Origin of the sequence: Streptomyces sp. NPDC059989, assembly GCF_042736975.1 — a bacterium.
GTDB lineage: Bacteria > Actinomycetota > Actinomycetes > Streptomycetales > Streptomycetaceae > Streptomyces.
This window is the reverse complement of sequence record NZ_JBHWUO010000096.1, coordinates 1-16,250: the sequence shown is the minus strand read 5'-3', so window position 1 is coordinate 16,250 and position 16,250 is coordinate 1. Positions and strand designations below refer to the sequence as shown.

Genomic DNA, 16,250 nt, shown 5'->3' with positions numbered 1-16,250 from the left:
CACCGAGCCGTTGCTGCGTCTGAACGTCGAGGCCCGTGACGAGGCGACGCTGTCCAAGGTCCGCGACGAGGCCCTGGCCCTCATCCGCGCCTGACACCCCCCGGCCCCTTCAGGCGGACTGCCGGACCTCAAGCACCGGGTAGCCCTGCCGGCCCTGCCGATCCCGCAGGGCCGGCAGGGCCCTGTAGGCGTACGCGGCGGACATCAGGGTCATGTGGTGGTGCCAGCCGGGGAAGGACCGGCCCTCGAAGTCGAGGAGGCCGAAGTCCTCCGTCAGCGAGCCCAGGGCCCTGGCGGACTCGGCCGACTGCCGGACCAGATGGAGCAGGTCGTCCATCCGGTGCCCGGTCATGTTGGTGATCCAGACCGGGCCGCCCCCGTGACCGGCGCCGGGGTGCCGTTCGCCGAACAGGCGGTACGTCCGACGCGTCCCGGGAGCGCCCGACTCGGCCCCCGGCACCCGGACCAACCCCGAGTCGATGCGCAGCCGCTGCGGTCGCGCGGCGGGCCCGGCGAGCAGTGCCGTGTACGGATGGCGGGTGTTCCCCGAGCGGGCGAGATCGCCCGCGGTGATCTCCCGCCCCGGCGCCCCGGCCGGTTCGCCGCGCCCGGGAGCGGCTCCGGCGGCACTGACCGCGAGGGCCGGCGGGATGGACACCAGGAAGTCGTGGCCCCGCCGGCCGAGCAGGCCGATGAGCGGGCCGGCGCCGCTCAGGCGGCTCAGGTCGGCGACCACCGGGGCGTGGGCCGACGAGGTGTGCACGGCCATCGCGTCGACGAGTTCGAGGACGAGCGCCTCCGGCGTCCGGTGCGCCACGTCCGGCGAGATGCGCGCCCGACCGCGCAGGACGGGGTCGGCCGCCCATGGCTCGGGGAGCAGTAGCCGCCAGTCGACGGGCACGCTCATGCCGCCCAGGGACAGGAAGAGCCCGAAGCCGAACTGGCAGTTGACGGCACGTCCGGCGGCCGGGTCGAAGCGGCGGTGGACGCCGACCGAGTGCTCACCCCGCTTGGGGAAGACCGCCTGCCCGATCGTCCAGGCGTGCACCGGATGCCGTTCCTCGACCCAGCGGAGCAGCTCGCGGCGGGCCGGATCCCAGTCCCAGGGGCTCGCGTTGATGAACTGCTGCAGGGACTGGGAGGCGGTGGGCGACGCGGTGACGGACGCGGCGAGCCGGCGTACCGATTTCTTCCCCGGGGTCGTCAGCAGCCCCTGGAGGTAGACCCGGGCCCAGCGCCGCTGGTCGGCGCGCGGTAAGTGGCCGAAGAGGCGTTCGGTGAAGTCGTCCAGCGTGGTGTCCATGGCAGCCAGGGCTCTGGGCCGTGTGTGTGCCGTCATCTCTCCCCCTTCACTACGGACGCCGACGAGCGGCGGCGCTGGTGGACCTTTTCAGAATACAGAACGTTCGTTTTTTTCTTGCTCAGGGCCGGCACCCGCCCGACGACTTGGGCACGTTGGTGCCCGAGGCGGTCGACACCCCCCCACGGGGCGGTACGGCGGGGAGCGCGGGCGCTTCTTCGCCAAGTCGGCGTTGTGCGCCCGCGGCACCCGGACGAGGCTGGTGTCGCCTCGTCGGCCCGGATGCTCGGCGAGTCGGGAACGACCTGGACGGCAGTGAGAGTGCATTGGTGAAGCAAGAGCGCGGAGCGCTCACCCGAAGTCATCTGATCGCGGTGGCCGGCGTCGAATTCGACCGCAATGGATACGACGGGACATCGTTCTCCCGGCTGAGCAGATCCGCCGGAGTTTCCATCGGTGCGCTCACCTTTCACTTCTCGGCCAAGGCGGAACTGGCTTCGGCCGTGGAGGAGTCGGGGCGGTCCGCCACCCGCGCGGTGGTCGAGGACATCACGGCGCGCGGCGCCGGTACGGCGCTGGACACCGTCTCCGCCCTGATCCTCGGCCTGGGCCGCCTGATCGAGGCGGACGCGGTCGTACGCGCCGCCGCGCGACTGGGCCAGGAGCGCGCCGGCGCCGGCCCCGAGTGGTGCGGCTGCTGGCTGCCGGAGGTCAGGGCCCTGCTCGGCCAGGCGGTCGAACAGGGCCAGGTGCGCCCCGACGTCGACCCGCGCCCGGTCGCCCTGCTGGCGGCGCACCTGATGGGCGGCACCGTCGCGCGCGTGCGCCAGGGCCGGAGCCGCCGCCCGGGCGCGGCCGTCGTGGAACTACGCGAGCTGTGGCGGATCGTCTGCCGCGGCATTGCGGCGCCGCAGGAGCTGGTCGAGGTCTGATCCGGCCGCCAGTCGGGCGACCGCGGACCTTCCCCGGTCGCCCCCCCCGCACCGCCACTTGGCCAAGTTGCCGAAATCTCACCGGGGTTCGGCTCCACACGTAGTTACCGAACAGTAGTTACGTAATTTCTTCCCTGGCGCCGACGAACGTGGCGGCCTCCGTTTCAGGTGTGAAAGGAAGTGTGTGGCGATGTCGGTTGTCGAGGGCGCGCGGGTTGGCGCGGTTGTGGGGGAGGGGGAGGGCCCTGCCCGTTTGGACGGGCGCTTGAAGCTGGTCCTGGTGGTCCTGCTGGTGGCGCAGTTCATGTTGGCGGTGGACTTTTCGATCCTGAACGTGGCGTTGCCGGTGATCGGTGACGGGCTCGGGTTCTCGTTGTCGAATCTGCAGTGGATCGCGACGTCGTTCGCGCTGTGCGCGGCCGGCTTCACCCTGCTGTTCGGCCGGGTCGCGGATCTCTTCGGCCGTCGGCGTCTGTTCCTGGTCGGCCTGGCGGTCCTGGGCCTGTCCTCCCTTGCGGGTGGTCTGGCGAACAGCCCGGAGATGCTGATCGTGGCCCGCGTCTTCCAGGGCCTTGCCACCGCCGCGGTCACCCCCGCGGGCCTGTCCCTGCTGACGACTTCGTTCCCCGAAGGTCCACTGCGTCAGAAGGCGCTGGGTCTCAACGGAGCGCTGATGTCAGCCGGGTTCACCACCGGCGCCATCCTCGGCGGCGTCCTGACCGACCTCCTCTCCTGGCGGTGGGCGTTCTTCATCAACGTCCCCGTCGCCCTCGCCGTGCTGTTCATCGCCCCCGCGGTGATCAAGGAGTCGCGCCCGTCCACGCGTCCGAAGCTGGACCTGCCCGGCGCGACCGCCGTCACCCTCGGTCTGCTCGCGCTGATCTACGGTCTGACGCAGGCGGGCGAGCACGGCTGGGGCTCGGGCGCCGCGCTGGGCTGGCTGGCCGCGGGTGTCGTGCTGCTGATCGCCTTCTACGCGATCGAGTCGAAGACGGCGAGCCCGCTGGTGCCGGTCAGCGTGCTGAAGAAGAAGACGGTGGCGTGGGGCAACATCGCGGGTCTGATCGCCTTCCTGACGGAGACGAGTCTCGTCTTCCTGATGACGCTCTACCTGCAGGAGGTGCTGGACTTCTCGCCGCTGACGGCCGGTCTGTCCTTCGGTGTCCTGGGCATCGGCACTGTGATCGGTGGTTCGATCGCTCCGCGGGTCATCGGCGCCACGTCCACGCGCACGACCCTCATCGTCGGTGGACTGCTCCAGGCCGTGGCGACCCTGAGCCTGATCGCTCTGGGTGAGACCTCGGCGAGCATGTGGCTGCTGCTGGCCGCCACGTTCGCGGGCGGCATCGGCAACATGCTGGTGATCGTCGGGTTCATGGTGACCGCGACGACCGGTCTGCCGGACCACGAACAGGGCATGGCGACGGGTCTGGCCACGATGACCCAGCAGATCGGCATCACCATGGGCACGCCGATCATGTCCGCGATCGCGGCGGCCAACACCGACATCCATGCCGGCATCACGACCGCGATCATCGTCAACACCGCCGTCGTGCTCGTCGGCACCGTCACGACCGCCCTCTTCCTCCGCGGCACGCGCGCCCACCAAGGCAACTCCGCCTCGTGACAGCCCTGCCCGGCCGCGAACGTCGGCCCCGGGCGCGGCGGAGAAATTCTTTTCGGTTTCCTGTCACATCTTCGTGAGCCCGTCCGTCAGTGCTGTGAAGACGCCAACCGGGCCGACGTACAGCCGACGTACAGGAGAGCAGCCATGACGAACACCGCGCCCACCTCGATCTCCCGGATGCCCAACCCGGGCGAGTTCGTGCCCGAGCTGAGCGACATCAGCGCCGCCCTCTTCCGGGCCACGGGCAACCGCTCGGTGCCGCGCACCACGATGAGCCTGGTCCACCTGCGCGCCGGGCAGATCGTCGGCAACACCTACCTGACCATCCTGAACACCGGTTTCCTGCGCAAGGCCGGGGAGTCCGAGGAGCGCATCACCGCGGTCTCCTCGTGGATGGACGCCCCCTACTTCACCGACGCCGAGCGCGCCGCGCTCGCCCTGGTGGAGGCCACCCTCCAGCCCGCCCCGCACGGCAAGGAGCGCGTCTCCGACGAGCTGTACGCCGAGGTCGCCAAGCACTACGACGAGAAGGCGCTGGCCACCCTCACCATCGCGATCGGCCAGATCAACTTCTTCATCGCCCTGGCCGTCATCGGCAAGCCCCAGCCGGTCAGCTCCCTCGCGGACCAGCAGTGGGACTGATCTAGGCCGCCGCCCGGACCGTGACCCGGATCGAGCCGTCGGCGGCGGTCGTCACGTCGAGGGCCGTCAGGTCGGCGACGTGGGCCGTCGGGGCGTGGGCGGCGGCGCGGGGGCCGACGCCGATCACGCGCATGCCCGCGGCCCGTCCGGCGGCGATGCCGGCGGCGGAGTCCTCGAACACGATGCAGTCGGCCGGATCCACGCCCAGCGCGGCCGCGCCCTTCAGGAAGCCCTCGGGGTCGGGCTTGCTGGCCTCGACGGACTCGGCGGTGACGCGGACCTCGGGCATCGGCAGGGCGGCCGCGGTCATCCGGGCCGTGGCCAGGGCCGCGTCGGCGGAGGTGACCAGGGCGTGCGGCAGTCCGTCGATCGACGCCATGAACTCCGGGGCGCCCCCGACCGGGACCACCCCGTCGGTGTCGGCGGTCTCGCGGGCGAGCATCACCGCGTTCTCCGCGTGGTTGACCTCCATCGAGCGGTCCGGCAGGAGGACGGCCATCGTGGCGTAGCCCTGGCGGCCGTGGACCACCTTGAGGGCTTCCTCCGGGTCCAGCCCGTGCGACACCGCCCACTCGCGCCAGCAGCGCTCGACCACCGCGTCGGAGTTGACGATCGTGCCGTCCATGTCCAGGAGCAGCGCCTTGGCGGTAAGGACGACGGGTGCGGTTGCGGTGGTGGTGCTGGCCGGCATGTGCGGGGCTCCAGACGGGGCGGGAAAAGAGAACAAGTGGTTCCGTCCACCGGTCAGGGAGTGAGGACGGAACCACTTTGTTTCTTCACGATACAAAACAAGAGGCGGTCCGCGCCACCGCAGGAGGTGTGACCTTGCCGATGCCCGCCGATCGCGGCCCGTGCCCGGGGCCTGTCCCCGCCTATCCCTCCAGCGCCCTGCGGGTCGCCGGACCGTAGACGCCCCACTCGTCGTCGATGTCGTTCTCGTACTGGAAGGTCGACACCGCGTTCTCGACCCGCCAGTCGAACTTGCCGTTGATCTTTCCCGTGTACAGGCCCCGCGCCGCCAGCAACTGCTGGAGCTTCTCCACCTCCGGGCCCGAGTCCCCGTACCGCAGGGTCGGCCCCTGGGCGGGCGGCTTGGGGGAAGGGCTCGCGGAGCGGCTCGCGCTCGGCGACGGGCTCGGGGAGGCCGACGCCGAGCGCGACGCACTCGGCGAGGGCGAGGCGGACTTGGAGGCGCTCGGCGACGGGGAACGCGAGGCCGAGGGCGACGGGCTCCCCGTCGGCGTGGCGGTCGGAGCCGGGGACGACTCGGCCGGGGCCATGGTCGGCACGGGCGCCGAGGCCTTCGCGTCGAGCAGGGCGGTGTCACTCCCGGAGGAGCTCGGGAGCACCCACAGCGCCGCCGCCGTCCCACCCAGGCCCAGCACCGCGGCGGCACCGAGCAGCAGCGGCAGCAGCCGCCGGGAAGCCCGGCCGCCGGCCCGCTCCTCCGGGCCCCCGCCCCCCGAGCCGTCGAACGGCATCGCTCCGTACGCCGCGCCGCCCGGGACGGTTGAGCCGCCCGGGACGGTCGCGTCAACCGGGGCGGTCGGGACCGCCGGTATGCGGACCGTGGCATCCAATTCCGGCCACGGCTGCTGCGCCGGCGCCACGGGTATCCCGTACGCCGGCGTGCCGCCCTGCTCCGGGGCCACCACGCGCGGCAGCGGCGGCGTCGGCGCGGGGGCCGGGTCGTCGGGCTCGCCCGGATCGGGCAACGTCACGTACGGACGGATGCGCAAGGGGTCGAAACCCGCACCCGGCGCACACCGGCAGCCGGCGCCAACAGCGCCGCAATCTGGACAGTGCTCACCGCTCACTGGATTCCCTCCCTGGCTATTGCCAGCGATTATGCAGACCCGCCGGGCGTCGCCCAACCCCGTCCGAGAGGCCATAACCGGACACACCACGCAGGATGGAGATGTTGATCCGGCCTGAGGAGGAATCGATGGCTCAGGATGTGACCACCGACGCCGTGGACCCGGGGCCCGGCCCGAAGAAGTCCGGTCCGGCCGGCGAACACGCCTCCCGCGAGGTCCTCGTCTCCATCGGCGCCCTGCTCCTGGGCCTGCTCATCGCCGCACTCGACCAGACCATCGTCTCCACCGCCCTGCCCACCATCGTCAGCGACCTCGGCGGCATGGCACACCTCTCCTGGGTGGTCACCGCCTACATGCTCGCCTCCACCGCGGCCACCCCCCTGTGGGGCAAGCTCGGCGACCAGTACGGGCGCAAGAAGCTCTTCCAGTACGCCATCGTCCTCTTCCTCATCGGCTCCGCCCTCTGCGGCATCGCCCAGGACATGCCCCAGCTCATCGGCTTCCGCGCCCTCCAGGGTCTGGGCGGCGGCGGACTGATCGTGCTGTCCATGGCGATCGTCGGCGACATCGTCCCGCCCCGCGAGCGCGGCAAGTACCAGGGCCTCTTCGGCGCCGTCTTCGGCGCGACCAGCGTCCTGGGCCCGCTCCTGGGCGGTCTCTTCGTCGACCACCTGTCCTGGCGCTGGGTCTTCTACATCAACCTCCCCATCGGTCTCGTCGCCCTCGTCGTGATCGCAGCGGCCCTGCACATCCCCGTGCGCTCCTCGAAGCACACCATCGACTACCTCGGCACCTTCCTCGTCGCCTGCGTCGCCACCTGCCTCGTGCTCGTCGCCTCCCTCGGCGGCACCTGGGGCTGGGGCTCGGCCCGCATCATCGGGCTCGCCGTCCTCGGCGCCGTCCTGCTCGTCGCCTTCCTCCTCGCGGAGCGCAGGGCCGCCGAACCCGTCCTGCCGCTCGGCCTCTTCCGCGTCCGCACCTTCACCCTCTGCTCGGTGATCAGCTTCGTCGTCGGCTTCGCGATGTTCGGCGCGATGGTCTACCTCCCGACCTTCCTCCAGGTGGTCCAGGGCGTCTCCCCGACCATGTCCGGCGTCCACATGCTGCCGATGGTGCTCGGCATGCTGATCTCCTCCACCGGCTCCGGCCAGATCGTCAGCCGCACCGGCCGGTGGAAGGTCTTCCCCATCGCGGGCACCGCCGTCACCGCCGTCGGCCTGCTCCTCCTGCACCAGCTGCACCGCACCAGCTCGACCTGGGAGATGAGCGCCTACTTCTTCGTCTTCGGCGTCGGACTCGGCCTCGTCATGCAGGTACTGGTCCTGGTCGTGCAGAACTCCGTCAGCTACGCCGACCTCGGTGTCGCCACCTCAGGTGCCACCTTCTTCCGCTCCATCGGCGCCTCCTTCGGCGTCGCGATCTTCGGCACGGTCTTCACCAACCGCCTCGACGACAAACTCGCCGCCGCCCTCGCCGGCGTCCCGCTGCCGCCCGGCGCGAGCGCCGCGCAGCTGGAGGCCGACCCGCGGGCCATCGGCGCACTCCCCGCCGAGCTGCGCCCCCGCGTGCTCGACGCCTACGCCACCTCCATCACCGACGTCTTCCTCTACGCCGTGCCCATCGTCCTGCTGGCCTTCGTCGTCGCCTGGTTCCTGAAGGAGGACAAGCTCCGCGGCTCGGTCACCGCCCCGGACGTGACGGAGACCCTCGCCTCCAACCCCGTGGAGCGCTCCTCCCACGACGAGGTCGCCCGCGCGCTGTCGGTCCTCGGCACCCGGGAGGGCCGCCGGCACGTCTACGAGAAGATCACCGAGAAGGCGGGCTACGACCTGCTGCCCGCATCGAGCTGGATGCTGCTGCGGATCAACAAGTACGGCTCCGCCGAACCCGCCATGCTGGCCGAGCGCACCATCGTGCCGCTGAAGGCCATCACGGACGCCGCCCGGCAGATCGAGGAGCGCGGGCTCGCCGTTCGCGACGGACTGCCGCTGATCCTGACCGACAAGGGACGCGAGGCCGCCGCCAAGCTCGCCGCCGCCCGGCAGGAGTCCCTCGCCGAACTGCTCGGCGACTGGTGGGGCCCGGACCGGCCGACCGACCTGGTCAAGCTGGTCGGCGAGCTCAATGCCGAGCTCTGCGGATCCGACGCCGAGGAGCCCTACGACGCCGCGGCGCGCCGGGACCACGCCGCCCGCTGACGCGGACACCGACCGCTCAGACGAGGCGCTTCTCGAACCAGTGCTCCGCATACGGGCCCGACTTGTACGCGGGTATCTCCCGGTACCCCTGACGCGCGTACGACGCCCGGGCCTCCACGAGGTCCGACCGCGTGTCCAGCCGGACCCGCTCGGCGCCCAGCGCGCGGCCCTCCGCCTCCAGGACATCGAGCAGGGCCGCCCCGCCGCCGGTGCCGCGGGCGCGCGGGTCGACGTACACCCGTGTGAGCTCGGCGGTGACGGGGTCGAGCAGGCGTATCCCACCGCAGGAGAGCGGCTCGCCGTGGAGCCGGCCCACCACGAACCGGCCCGTCGGCGGGACCAGGTCGTCCGCCGGGTCGTCCAGCATCCCCTGGTCGATCTCGGCCTCGGTGGCGGTCCGCTTCCAGTACCGCCCGGCGACCTCGGCGTAGTACGCGCGGCGCAGGGCGGTGGCGTCGGGGGTGGTGAACGGCTCGGGGACCACGGTCCACGAGGTGGTGTAAGTGCTCATGGCGTCATTGTGGAGTCCGCCGCGGATCTCCCGCGTGGAATATCCACAGGGACGGGCCGATGATGAGAAAAGACGACAATTCGCGCGCGTGGAGGGTGTGAAAGACATGGCCGAACATCCCGACTGTGCCCTGGTCCGCCGCGGCTACGAGGCCTTCGGCAAGGGCGACATGGAGACGCTGGGCTCACTGATGACGGCCGACGTCATCCATCACGTGCCCGGCAGCAACCCGCTGTCCGGTCACCACAAGGGGCGGGCGGACGTCATGGACCTCTACCGCCGCCTCGGCGAGGAGACCGGCGGCACCTTCCAGGTCCACCTGGAATCGGTGCTGGCCGACGGGCGGGGGCACGTCATGAGCTTCCACACCGCGCGCGGTGACCGCGGGGACCGGGGGATCGAGATCCACCAGGGCGTCTTCTTCACCATCGTCGGCGGGAAGATCACCGACATCGACCAGTGCACCGCTGACATCGACGAGGAAGACACCTTCTGGGCCTGAGGCGCCCCGGAAACGAGAGCCGGGAGCCGAGCGGCCCCGGGCGAGAGCCGAGAGCCGAGGGCCGAGAGGCACGAGGCGCGCGCCGCGAGCCAAGAGCCAAGAGCCAGGGGTCGGCGTGTGGGGCCCGGGGCCGCCAGGTGCCCCGGGCGGCCCCACACGTGTCCGACGTCTCAGGCCTTCTTCGGCGCCGCCTGCTGCACGACCTCGAAGGACCACACCGTCGACCCGGACGCGGCCGGCTTCGGCCGCTCGCCGCCGCCCGCGCCGCCACCCGCGCCGCCCTGGTGAGCGGCCTTCATCGGCCCCTCCATCCACGCCTGGAAGTCCTCCTCCGAACGCCACCGGGTGTAGACCAGGTACTGGTCGGTTCCCTCCACCGGACGCAGCAGCTCGAACCACTCGAAGCCGTCCGAGGACTCCACGGCCCCCGCCCGCGAGGCGAAGCGCTGCTCCAGCACCTCCCGCTGCTCGGCGGGAACGGTCAGTGCGTTGATCTTCACGATGCTCATGCGGGCCATCCTAGGTATCCCGCGGGAGATATCGTCGTCCAGGTAATGGAACGGGGCACGAAACGCGGCAGCCAGGCAAAGTCAGGGTTGCGGTCAACAGGGCGGGAGGCCGGCGAGGCGTGGCTAACGCGGAGCACAGTGGTGCGAACGGACATGCCGGAGTCATAGGCGATGGCGGCAGGCTCGGGGCGGCACGCCTCCTGCTGTGGGCGCTGGCAGGCGCCCTCGCCGTCAGACAGGCGGCCGCCGTGCTGCGCGTCCCCCCGGGCGAGTGGCTGAGCGGCTTCCACCTCCCCGGCAGCCTCCCCGGCTCGCTTTACGACGCCGGCCAGTTCACCGGCACCCCCTTCGCCGGGCTGGTCCTCAAGCCCCTCCTCGGCCTCGCCGCACCGTCGCTGGAGGTCGCCTGGACCTGCGTGACGCTGCTGTTCGTCGCCGCGATCGGGCTGGTCGCCGCGCGCGGCCTGCCCGACCCCGTGCCGCGCCGCACCGCGCTGCTCGCCGCGCCCGTGCTGACCGCCCTGATGATGGTCTCGCTGCCCGTCCGCGAGGCCGCCTCACCCGGCCAGACCGCCGTCCTGCCCGTGCTGCTGGTGCTCCTGGCCGTCTTCCGCGTCCCCGGCGAACGCCCGGCCGGCTTCCTCATCGGCCTCGCCGCCGCCCTCCAGCCCGCGCTGCTGCTCTTCGCCCCGCTGCTGTGGCTGACCGGCCGCCGCCCCACCGCGCGGGCCGCCGCCCTGACCTTCGCCGGAGCCACCGCCCTGTCCTGGGCGGCACTGCCCCGCGACTCCTGGACTTACTGGATCCAGCACCTGGCCGGCACCGGCCTCGGCAGCGCCCCCAACGGCCTCGCCAACCAGTCCGTGCACGGCGCGCTCCTGCGGCTCGGGCTCAGCGGCCCCGGCGAGATCGTCCTCTACGTCGCCCTCGCGGCCGGGATCACCTGGTTCGGGCTGCGCCGCGCCGCCCGTTACGCCCGCGACGGGCAGCTGCTGCTCGCCGTCGCCATCACCGGCTGCGCGGCCGTCGCCGTGTCCCCGGCGGGCTGGCGCCACCAGCTGCTGTGGGTGCTGCTCGCCGTCGCCGGGAAGGTGGGCCGGCGGGCCGCCGACCGGCCCGTGTGGCCGGTGGCCGTGGTCCTCGCCATGACCCTGCCCAGCGACGTGCTGCTGCCGAACCTGGCCGCGCTGGCCCCCGTACGCGACAACGTGCTGCTGCTCGCCGCGCTGGCCGCGGCCTGCGCCGTGCCGTTCCTGCCGCGCTCGTCCCCGTACTGGCGCGAACCCGTTCCGACCGCCTACGGGCGCCCGGCCGCCGCCCGCTGGGCGCGGGTGCCGCTGCTGCCGTTCTGGCGGCGCGTGCTGTCCCGCCCCAACCTGCTGCTGGAACTCCTGCTGATACGGGTCGGGTACTCGCTCTACTCGCACATCCGGGCCGCCGCGCCCACCAGCCGCTCCCTCGCCGAGGGCAACGGCAGCCAGATCCACGCCATCGAACGGGCGCTCGGCATCGACATCGAGCACGCCGTGAACCACGCCGTGGTGAACACGCCCTGGCTGGAGGCGTTCTTCAACTTCTACTACACCTCCTTCCACTTCGTGGTCCCGCTGACGATCCTGGCGGTCCTGTACTGGCGCCGCCCCGGCGACTACCGCTGGGCCCGGGCCTCCCTCGGCCTGGCCACCGTGCTCGCCCTCATAGGCTTCTGGCTCTACCCGCTCGCCCCGCCCCGCCTGATGCCCGCCCTCGGCTTCATCGACACCGTCCACGGGCCGCAGGACCTGGCCAACCCCTCGTACGGGGCCATGACCGCGATCTCCAACCAGTACGCGGCGATGCCCTCGCTGCACTTCGGCTGGTCGCTGTGGTGCGGGATCGTGATCGTGGTGCTGGCGCCCAAGGGCTGGCAGAAGCTGCTCGGCGTACTGCACCCGCTGATCACGGTCTGCGCGATCGTCGCCACCGCCAACCACTGGGTGCTCGACGCGGTGGGCGGGGCGGCCGTGGTCGCCGCCGGCTTCGGGCTCGTGTACGTGCTCTCCGGGCCGCGGCGGCTGCGGGCGAACCTGCCCGGGCAGCGCACGGCGAGTGACGACGAGCTGGAGCTCAGGACTCCGGCGGGGGCTCGCTCCTCCTAGTGCTGTGACCGGAAAGGTTCACCGGGTCGCGGCGCTCCCCCAGCTACCGCTGGGAGGTACCCCCAGGCACGGCACCTCGCCGCGTTGTCGGACCACGCAAGTACGTCCAGTACGAGCCGCGGTCCTCCGCCTTGCGATGCACCGCACCGGACACCGCGACCCGGCAAACCTTTCCGGCCACAGCACTAGCCGCCGCGGACGGCGTGTCGGCCGCGCATTCGCCCCAGAATGTCCGGCATGAGCGAGAACGACGCGGTGGACCTGCTGCATCGCAGGCTGGACCGGATCGAGGCCCTGCTCGAACCCCCCGCCCAACCGGGCGGGGAGAGACCGGCCTGGCGGCAGCCCACCGACGGCGAGGAACGCTGGGCGGTCACCGTGGCGATCCTGGTCGCCGTGGGCCTCCAGCTCGCCCTGCCGAACCGGCTGACCCTCGACCCGTACTGGCTGCTGCCCGCGCTGGAGCTGACCCTGCTGCTGGCACTGGCCGCCCTCAACCCGCACCGCCGCTTCGACCGCACCTCGTACCTGCTGCGCGGGCTCAGCCTGAGCCTGGCGGCCTCGGTCAGCCTGGCCAACGCGTGGTCGGCCGTGAAGCTCGTACGCGAGCTGCTCCTCGGCATCGGGCCGGAAGGCGCGCTCGGGCTGCTCACCACGGCCGGTGCCGTCTGGGTGACCAACGTGATCGCCTTCGCGCTCTGGTACTGGGAGTGGGACCGGGGCGGCCCGGTGGCCAGGGCCCAGGGGACCAGGGACCACCCCGACTTCCTCTTCCCGCAGATGGGGCAGGCGGGGATCGCCCCGCCCGAGTGGAAGCCCTACTTCGGGGACTACCTGTACGTGGCCTTCACCAACGCCACCGCCTTCAGCCCGACCGACACCATGCCGCTGACGATGTGGGCCAAGCTGCTGATGATGATCCAGACGGCGGTGTCGCTGATCACCGTGCTGCTGGTGGTCGCGCGGGCGGTGGGCATCCTGCAGTGACGGCTGGAGCCGGGGGAGCAGGCCGAAGGGGCGCCGGGGCAGCTGTGCCCCGGCGCCCCTTCGGCTGGATCGCCGCTGTCAGTCAGGATCGCCCGGTCCGGGCGGGGCCGCCACTCGAACGGGTGCGGGCCGGCTGAATGGTGCCAGCGGACGGCAGGGGCCGGGGCGTGGGAGGAGCGGCCCCTGCCGCCCTGGATCCGTCGTCAGCCGTGGCTGACCCGGAGCTCCTTGATGCCGTTGAGCCAGGCCGCGCGCAGCCGGCGCGGGTCCTTGCCGGTCAGCCGCAGGTCGGGCAGGGCATCGGCCAGCGCGTTGAAGATCAGGTCGATCTCCATGATGGCCAGGGACTTGCCGAGGCAGAAGTGCGGGCCGCCGCCGCCGAAGCCGAGGTGCGGGTTCGGGTCGCGGGTGATGTCGAAGGCGCCCGGGTCCTCGAAGACCTCCGGGTCGTGGTTGGCCGAGGAGTAGAAGAGGCCGACCCGGTCGCCCGCCTTGATCTTCTGGCCGCCCAGCTCGGTGTCCTGGGTGGCGGTGCGCTGGAAGGACACCACCGGGGTGGCCCAGCGCACGATCTCCTCCGCGGCCGTGGACGGGCGGGTCGCCTTGTACAGCTCCCACTGCTCGGGGTGGGTCAGGAAGGCGTGCATGCCGTGGCTGATGGCGTTGCGCGTGGTCTCGTTGCCCGCGACCGCCAGGAGGAGGACGAAGAAGCCGAACTCGTCCGAGCCCAGGTTGCCCTGGCCCTCCGCCGCCACCAGCTGCGTCACGATGTCCTTGGCCGGGCACTCCTTGCGCTCGGCGGACAGGTTCATCGCGTAGCCGATGAGCTCCATCGCCGCGTTGGCGCCGACCTCCTCGGTGATCGCGTACTCCGGGTCGTCGTAGGCGATCATCTTGTTCGACCAGTCGAAGATCTTGGCGCGGTCCTTCTGCGGTACGCCGATCAGCTCCGCGATGGCCTGGAGCGGCAGCTCGCACGCCACCTGCGTCACGAAGTCGAAGCTGCCGTCGCCCGAGGCAGCCACGGCCTCCTCGACGATCTTCCGGGCCCGGTCCCGCAGGGCCTCCTCCAGTCCGCGGATCGCCCGCGGGGTGAAACCGCGCTGCACGATCTGGCGTACGCGCGTGTGTTCCGGCGGATCCATGTTCAGCATGATCAGCCGCTGGGCATCTATCTGCTCACGCTGGATGTGTTCGTTGAAGCGGATGATCGCCGTGTTGGTGGTGGAGGAGAACAGCTCGGGGTGCGTGGACACGTACTTGACGTCCGCGTGCCGGGTCACGACCCAGTAGCCCTCGTCGTCGAAGCCGGTGATGCCCCGCCGCTGCGGGCACCACCACACGGGTGCGGTCTGCCGCAGCTGTGCGAATTCCGGTAGCGGGACCCGGCTTTGCAGCAGGTCGGGGTCGGTGGCGTCGAAGCCTTCGGGCAGCGCGGGACAGGACATCGGGGCAACTCCAAAGTCTGACGGCCCATCAGAAGTTGGCTTGAAGGTAGTAACGAGTTCTAGAAGTGACAAGGGTCGCGGCGCCAACTGTTGCGTGTGGAATCCGTGCAGGCCGCGTGCAAGACCCTTGCGTGGCGGGGCTTGAGGTCATAAGACTGCGGGGAGAACTAGAACGCGTACTAGTTCAGGGCGGGGCGCCGGGACGGCCCGCCGCGCTGGCGCAGTGCAGGAGAGGACGAGCTCATGGCCGCGGAACCCGTCATCGTCGAAGCCGTACGCACCCCCATCGGCAAGCGCGGGGGCGCGCTCGCCAACCTCCATCCCGCCTACCTCCTCGGCGAGACCTACCGCGAGCTCCTCGCCCGTACCGGAATCCAGCCCGACTGCGTCGAGCAGATCGTCGGCGGCACCGTCACCCACGCCGGCGAGCAGTCGATGAACCCCGCCCGCAACGCCTGGCTCGCCATGGGCCTCCCGTACGAGACCGCCGCGACCACGGTGGACTGTCAGTGCGGCAGCTCCCAGCAGGCCAACCACATGGTCGCCAACATGATCTCCGGTGGGGTCATGGACATCGGCATCGCCTGCGGGGTCGAGGCCATGAGCCGCGTTCCGCTCGGCTCCGGATCCAAGCACGGCCCGGGCAAGCCCTTCCCGGACGAGTGGAACGTCGACCTCCCCAACCAGTTCGAGGCCGCCGAGCGGATCGCCCGCCACCGCGGCCTGACCCGCGAGGACGTCGACCGGCTGGGCGTGCTCTCCCAGGAGCGGGCCGCTGCCGCCTGGGCCGAGGAGCGCTTCAAGCGCGAGACCTTCGCCGTCCAGGTGCCGACGACGGAGGAGGAGCAGGCCGCCGGCCAGGGCATGTGGCGGCTGGTCGACCGCGACGAGGGCCTGCGCGACACCTCGATGGAGGCGCTGGCGCGGCTCAAGCCGGTCATGCCGACCGCCGTGCACACCGCCGGGAACTCCTCGCAGATATCCGACGGGGCCGCCGCCGTGATGTGGGCCTCGCGCAAGATGGCCCGTGCCCTCAAGCTGCGGCCGCGCGCCCGGATCGTCGCCCAGACCCTCGTCGGCGCCGACCCGCACTACCACCTCGACGGGCCGATCGACGCGACGCGGGCCGTGCTGGGCAAGGCCGGCATGTCCCTCAAGGACATCGACCTCGTCGAGATCAACGAGGCCTTCGCCTCCGTCGTCCTCAGCTGGGCCCAGGTCTTCGACCAGGACCTGGAGAAGGTCAACGTCAACGGCGGCGCCATCGCGCTGGGCCACCCCGTCGGCGCCACCGGCGCCCGCCTGATCACCACCGCGCTGCACGAGCTGGAGCGGCGCGACAAGGAATTCGCGCTGATCACCATGTGCGCGGGCGGCGCGCTGGCGACCGGGACGATCATCCAGCGCCTGTAGGCGCTGCACACAGACCCGTGGGATGGGATGCAGAAGGCCCCGGCGGCCGGACCTGGGGAGGCCGGCCACCGGGGCTTTCGTATGTCTACTGCTCTACTGCTCTACTGCTCTGTTGCTGCGCTGCTCTGCTGCCGCTGGTGGCTTAGTACCAGTGGTTGGCGGACCAGAAGTTCCAGGCGCCGACGGGGCTGCCGTAGCGCTCGTTCATGTAGTCCAGGCCCCACTT

Annotated in this window: 15 protein-coding genes and 1 pseudogene; 9 read left to right on the top strand and 7 right to left on the bottom strand. The window is 71.4% G+C overall.

Annotated elements, in window-relative coordinates; all coding sequences use genetic code 11:
• Positions 1 to 94, top strand: a 94-nt coding sequence (locus tag ACFWBN_RS38545; RefSeq protein ID WP_385186154.1) for a hypothetical protein, incomplete at its 5' end; no start/stop codon positions are given.
• Between the two features lie 15 nt (positions 95 to 109).
• Here the strand turns inward: ACFWBN_RS38545 and ACFWBN_RS38540 are convergent.
• Complete coding sequence (locus ACFWBN_RS38540; RefSeq protein ID WP_385186152.1) at positions 110 to 1,339, bottom strand: IS701 family transposase; 1,230 nt, start codon at positions 1,337 to 1,339, stop codon at positions 110 to 112.
• Positions 1,340 to 1,629: 290 nt separating this feature from the next.
• On the opposite strand from ACFWBN_RS38540, the gene ACFWBN_RS38535 reads away from it, so the two are divergent.
• From ACFWBN_RS38535 to ACFWBN_RS38525, 3 genes are all read left to right on the top strand, one after another.
• Complete coding sequence (locus ACFWBN_RS38535) at positions 1,630 to 2,232, top strand: TetR family transcriptional regulator (RefSeq protein ID WP_385186149.1); 603 nt, start codon at positions 1,630 to 1,632, stop codon at positions 2,230 to 2,232.
• Between the two features lie 190 nt (positions 2,233 to 2,422).
• A complete protein-coding gene (locus tag ACFWBN_RS38530) occupies positions 2,423 to 3,859 on the top strand; it encodes an MFS transporter (RefSeq protein WP_385186146.1) in 1,437 nt (478 codons plus the stop codon).
• A 144-nt stretch (positions 3,860 to 4,003) separates the two neighbouring features.
• On the top strand, positions 4,004 to 4,501 hold the full coding sequence (locus tag ACFWBN_RS38525; protein WP_385186143.1) for a carboxymuconolactone decarboxylase family protein: 498 nt from the start codon (positions 4,004 to 4,006) through the stop codon (positions 4,499 to 4,501).
• Position 4,502: 1 nt separating this feature from the next.
• Here the strand turns inward: ACFWBN_RS38525 and ACFWBN_RS38520 are convergent, their stop codons facing one another.
• Together ACFWBN_RS38520 and ACFWBN_RS38515 are read right to left on the bottom strand one after the other, a co-directional pair.
• The gene (locus tag ACFWBN_RS38520; protein ID WP_385186140.1) at positions 4,503 to 5,192 is read right to left on the bottom strand and encodes an HAD-IA family hydrolase; all 690 of its coding nucleotides are present in this window, start codon (positions 5,190 to 5,192) and stop codon (positions 4,503 to 4,505) included.
• Positions 5,193 to 5,373: 181 nt separating this feature from the next.
• Complete coding sequence (locus tag ACFWBN_RS38515) at positions 5,374 to 6,222, bottom strand: peptidoglycan-binding protein (RefSeq protein ID WP_385186137.1); 849 nt, start codon at positions 6,220 to 6,222, stop codon at positions 5,374 to 5,376.
• A gap of 224 nt (positions 6,223 to 6,446) precedes the next feature.
• Here ACFWBN_RS38515 and ACFWBN_RS38510 point away from each other — a divergent pair, with 224 nt between their 5' ends.
• Positions 6,447 to 8,516 carry a DHA2 family efflux MFS transporter permease subunit gene (locus tag ACFWBN_RS38510; RefSeq protein WP_385186134.1) on the top strand — a complete coding sequence of 690 codons (2,070 nt, stop codon included), beginning with the start codon at positions 6,447 to 6,449 and terminating at the stop codon, positions 8,514 to 8,516.
• 16 nt (positions 8,517 to 8,532) lie between these two features.
• Here the strand turns inward: ACFWBN_RS38510 and ACFWBN_RS38505 are convergent, their stop codons facing one another.
• Positions 8,533 to 9,027 (bottom strand): GNAT family N-acetyltransferase, encoded by a 495-nt coding sequence (locus tag ACFWBN_RS38505; RefSeq protein WP_385186131.1) that lies wholly within the window; start codon positions 9,025 to 9,027, stop codon positions 8,533 to 8,535.
• A gap of 106 nt (positions 9,028 to 9,133) precedes the next feature.
• Between ACFWBN_RS38505 and ACFWBN_RS38500 the strand changes: the two genes are divergently transcribed.
• Positions 9,134 to 9,529, top strand: coding sequence for a nuclear transport factor 2 family protein (locus ACFWBN_RS38500; protein WP_385186128.1), 396 nt, complete (start codon positions 9,134 to 9,136; stop codon positions 9,527 to 9,529).
• Between the two features lie 170 nt (positions 9,530 to 9,699).
• Here the strand turns inward: ACFWBN_RS38500 and ACFWBN_RS38495 are convergent, their stop codons facing one another.
• A complete protein-coding gene (locus ACFWBN_RS38495; protein WP_385186125.1) occupies positions 9,700 to 10,038 on the bottom strand; it encodes an antibiotic biosynthesis monooxygenase family protein in 339 nt (112 codons plus the stop codon).
• 119 nt (positions 10,039 to 10,157) lie between these two features.
• On the opposite strand from ACFWBN_RS38495, the gene ACFWBN_RS38490 reads away from it, so the two are divergent.
• Positions 10,158 to 12,176: a bifunctional glycosyltransferase 87/phosphatase PAP2 family protein gene (locus ACFWBN_RS38490; RefSeq protein ID WP_385186122.1), complete on the top strand. Its 2,019-nt coding sequence runs from the start codon at positions 10,158 to 10,160 to the stop codon at positions 12,174 to 12,176.
• Positions 12,177 to 12,413: 237 nt separating this feature from the next.
• Positions 12,414 to 13,163, top strand: coding sequence for a hypothetical protein (locus tag ACFWBN_RS38485; RefSeq protein ID WP_385186119.1), 750 nt, complete (start codon positions 12,414 to 12,416; stop codon positions 13,161 to 13,163).
• Positions 13,164 to 13,366: 203 nt separating this feature from the next.
• Here ACFWBN_RS38485 and ACFWBN_RS38480 read toward each other — a convergent pair whose 3' ends face one another.
• Positions 13,367 to 14,611, bottom strand: coding sequence for a cytochrome P450 (locus ACFWBN_RS38480; RefSeq protein ID WP_385186116.1), 1,245 nt, complete (start codon positions 14,609 to 14,611; stop codon positions 13,367 to 13,369).
• A gap of 243 nt (positions 14,612 to 14,854) precedes the next feature.
• Here ACFWBN_RS38480 and ACFWBN_RS38475 point away from each other — a divergent pair, with 243 nt between their 5' ends.
• On the top strand, positions 14,855 to 16,024 hold the full coding sequence (locus ACFWBN_RS38475) for a steroid 3-ketoacyl-CoA thiolase (RefSeq protein WP_385186114.1): 1,170 nt from the start codon (positions 14,855 to 14,857) through the stop codon (positions 16,022 to 16,024).
• A 142-nt stretch (positions 16,025 to 16,166) separates the two neighbouring features.
• On the opposite strand, the pseudogene ACFWBN_RS38470 reads toward ACFWBN_RS38475, so the two are convergent.
• A pseudogene (locus tag ACFWBN_RS38470) lies at positions 16,167 to 16,250 on the bottom strand (lytic transglycosylase domain-containing protein); the annotation flags it as partial.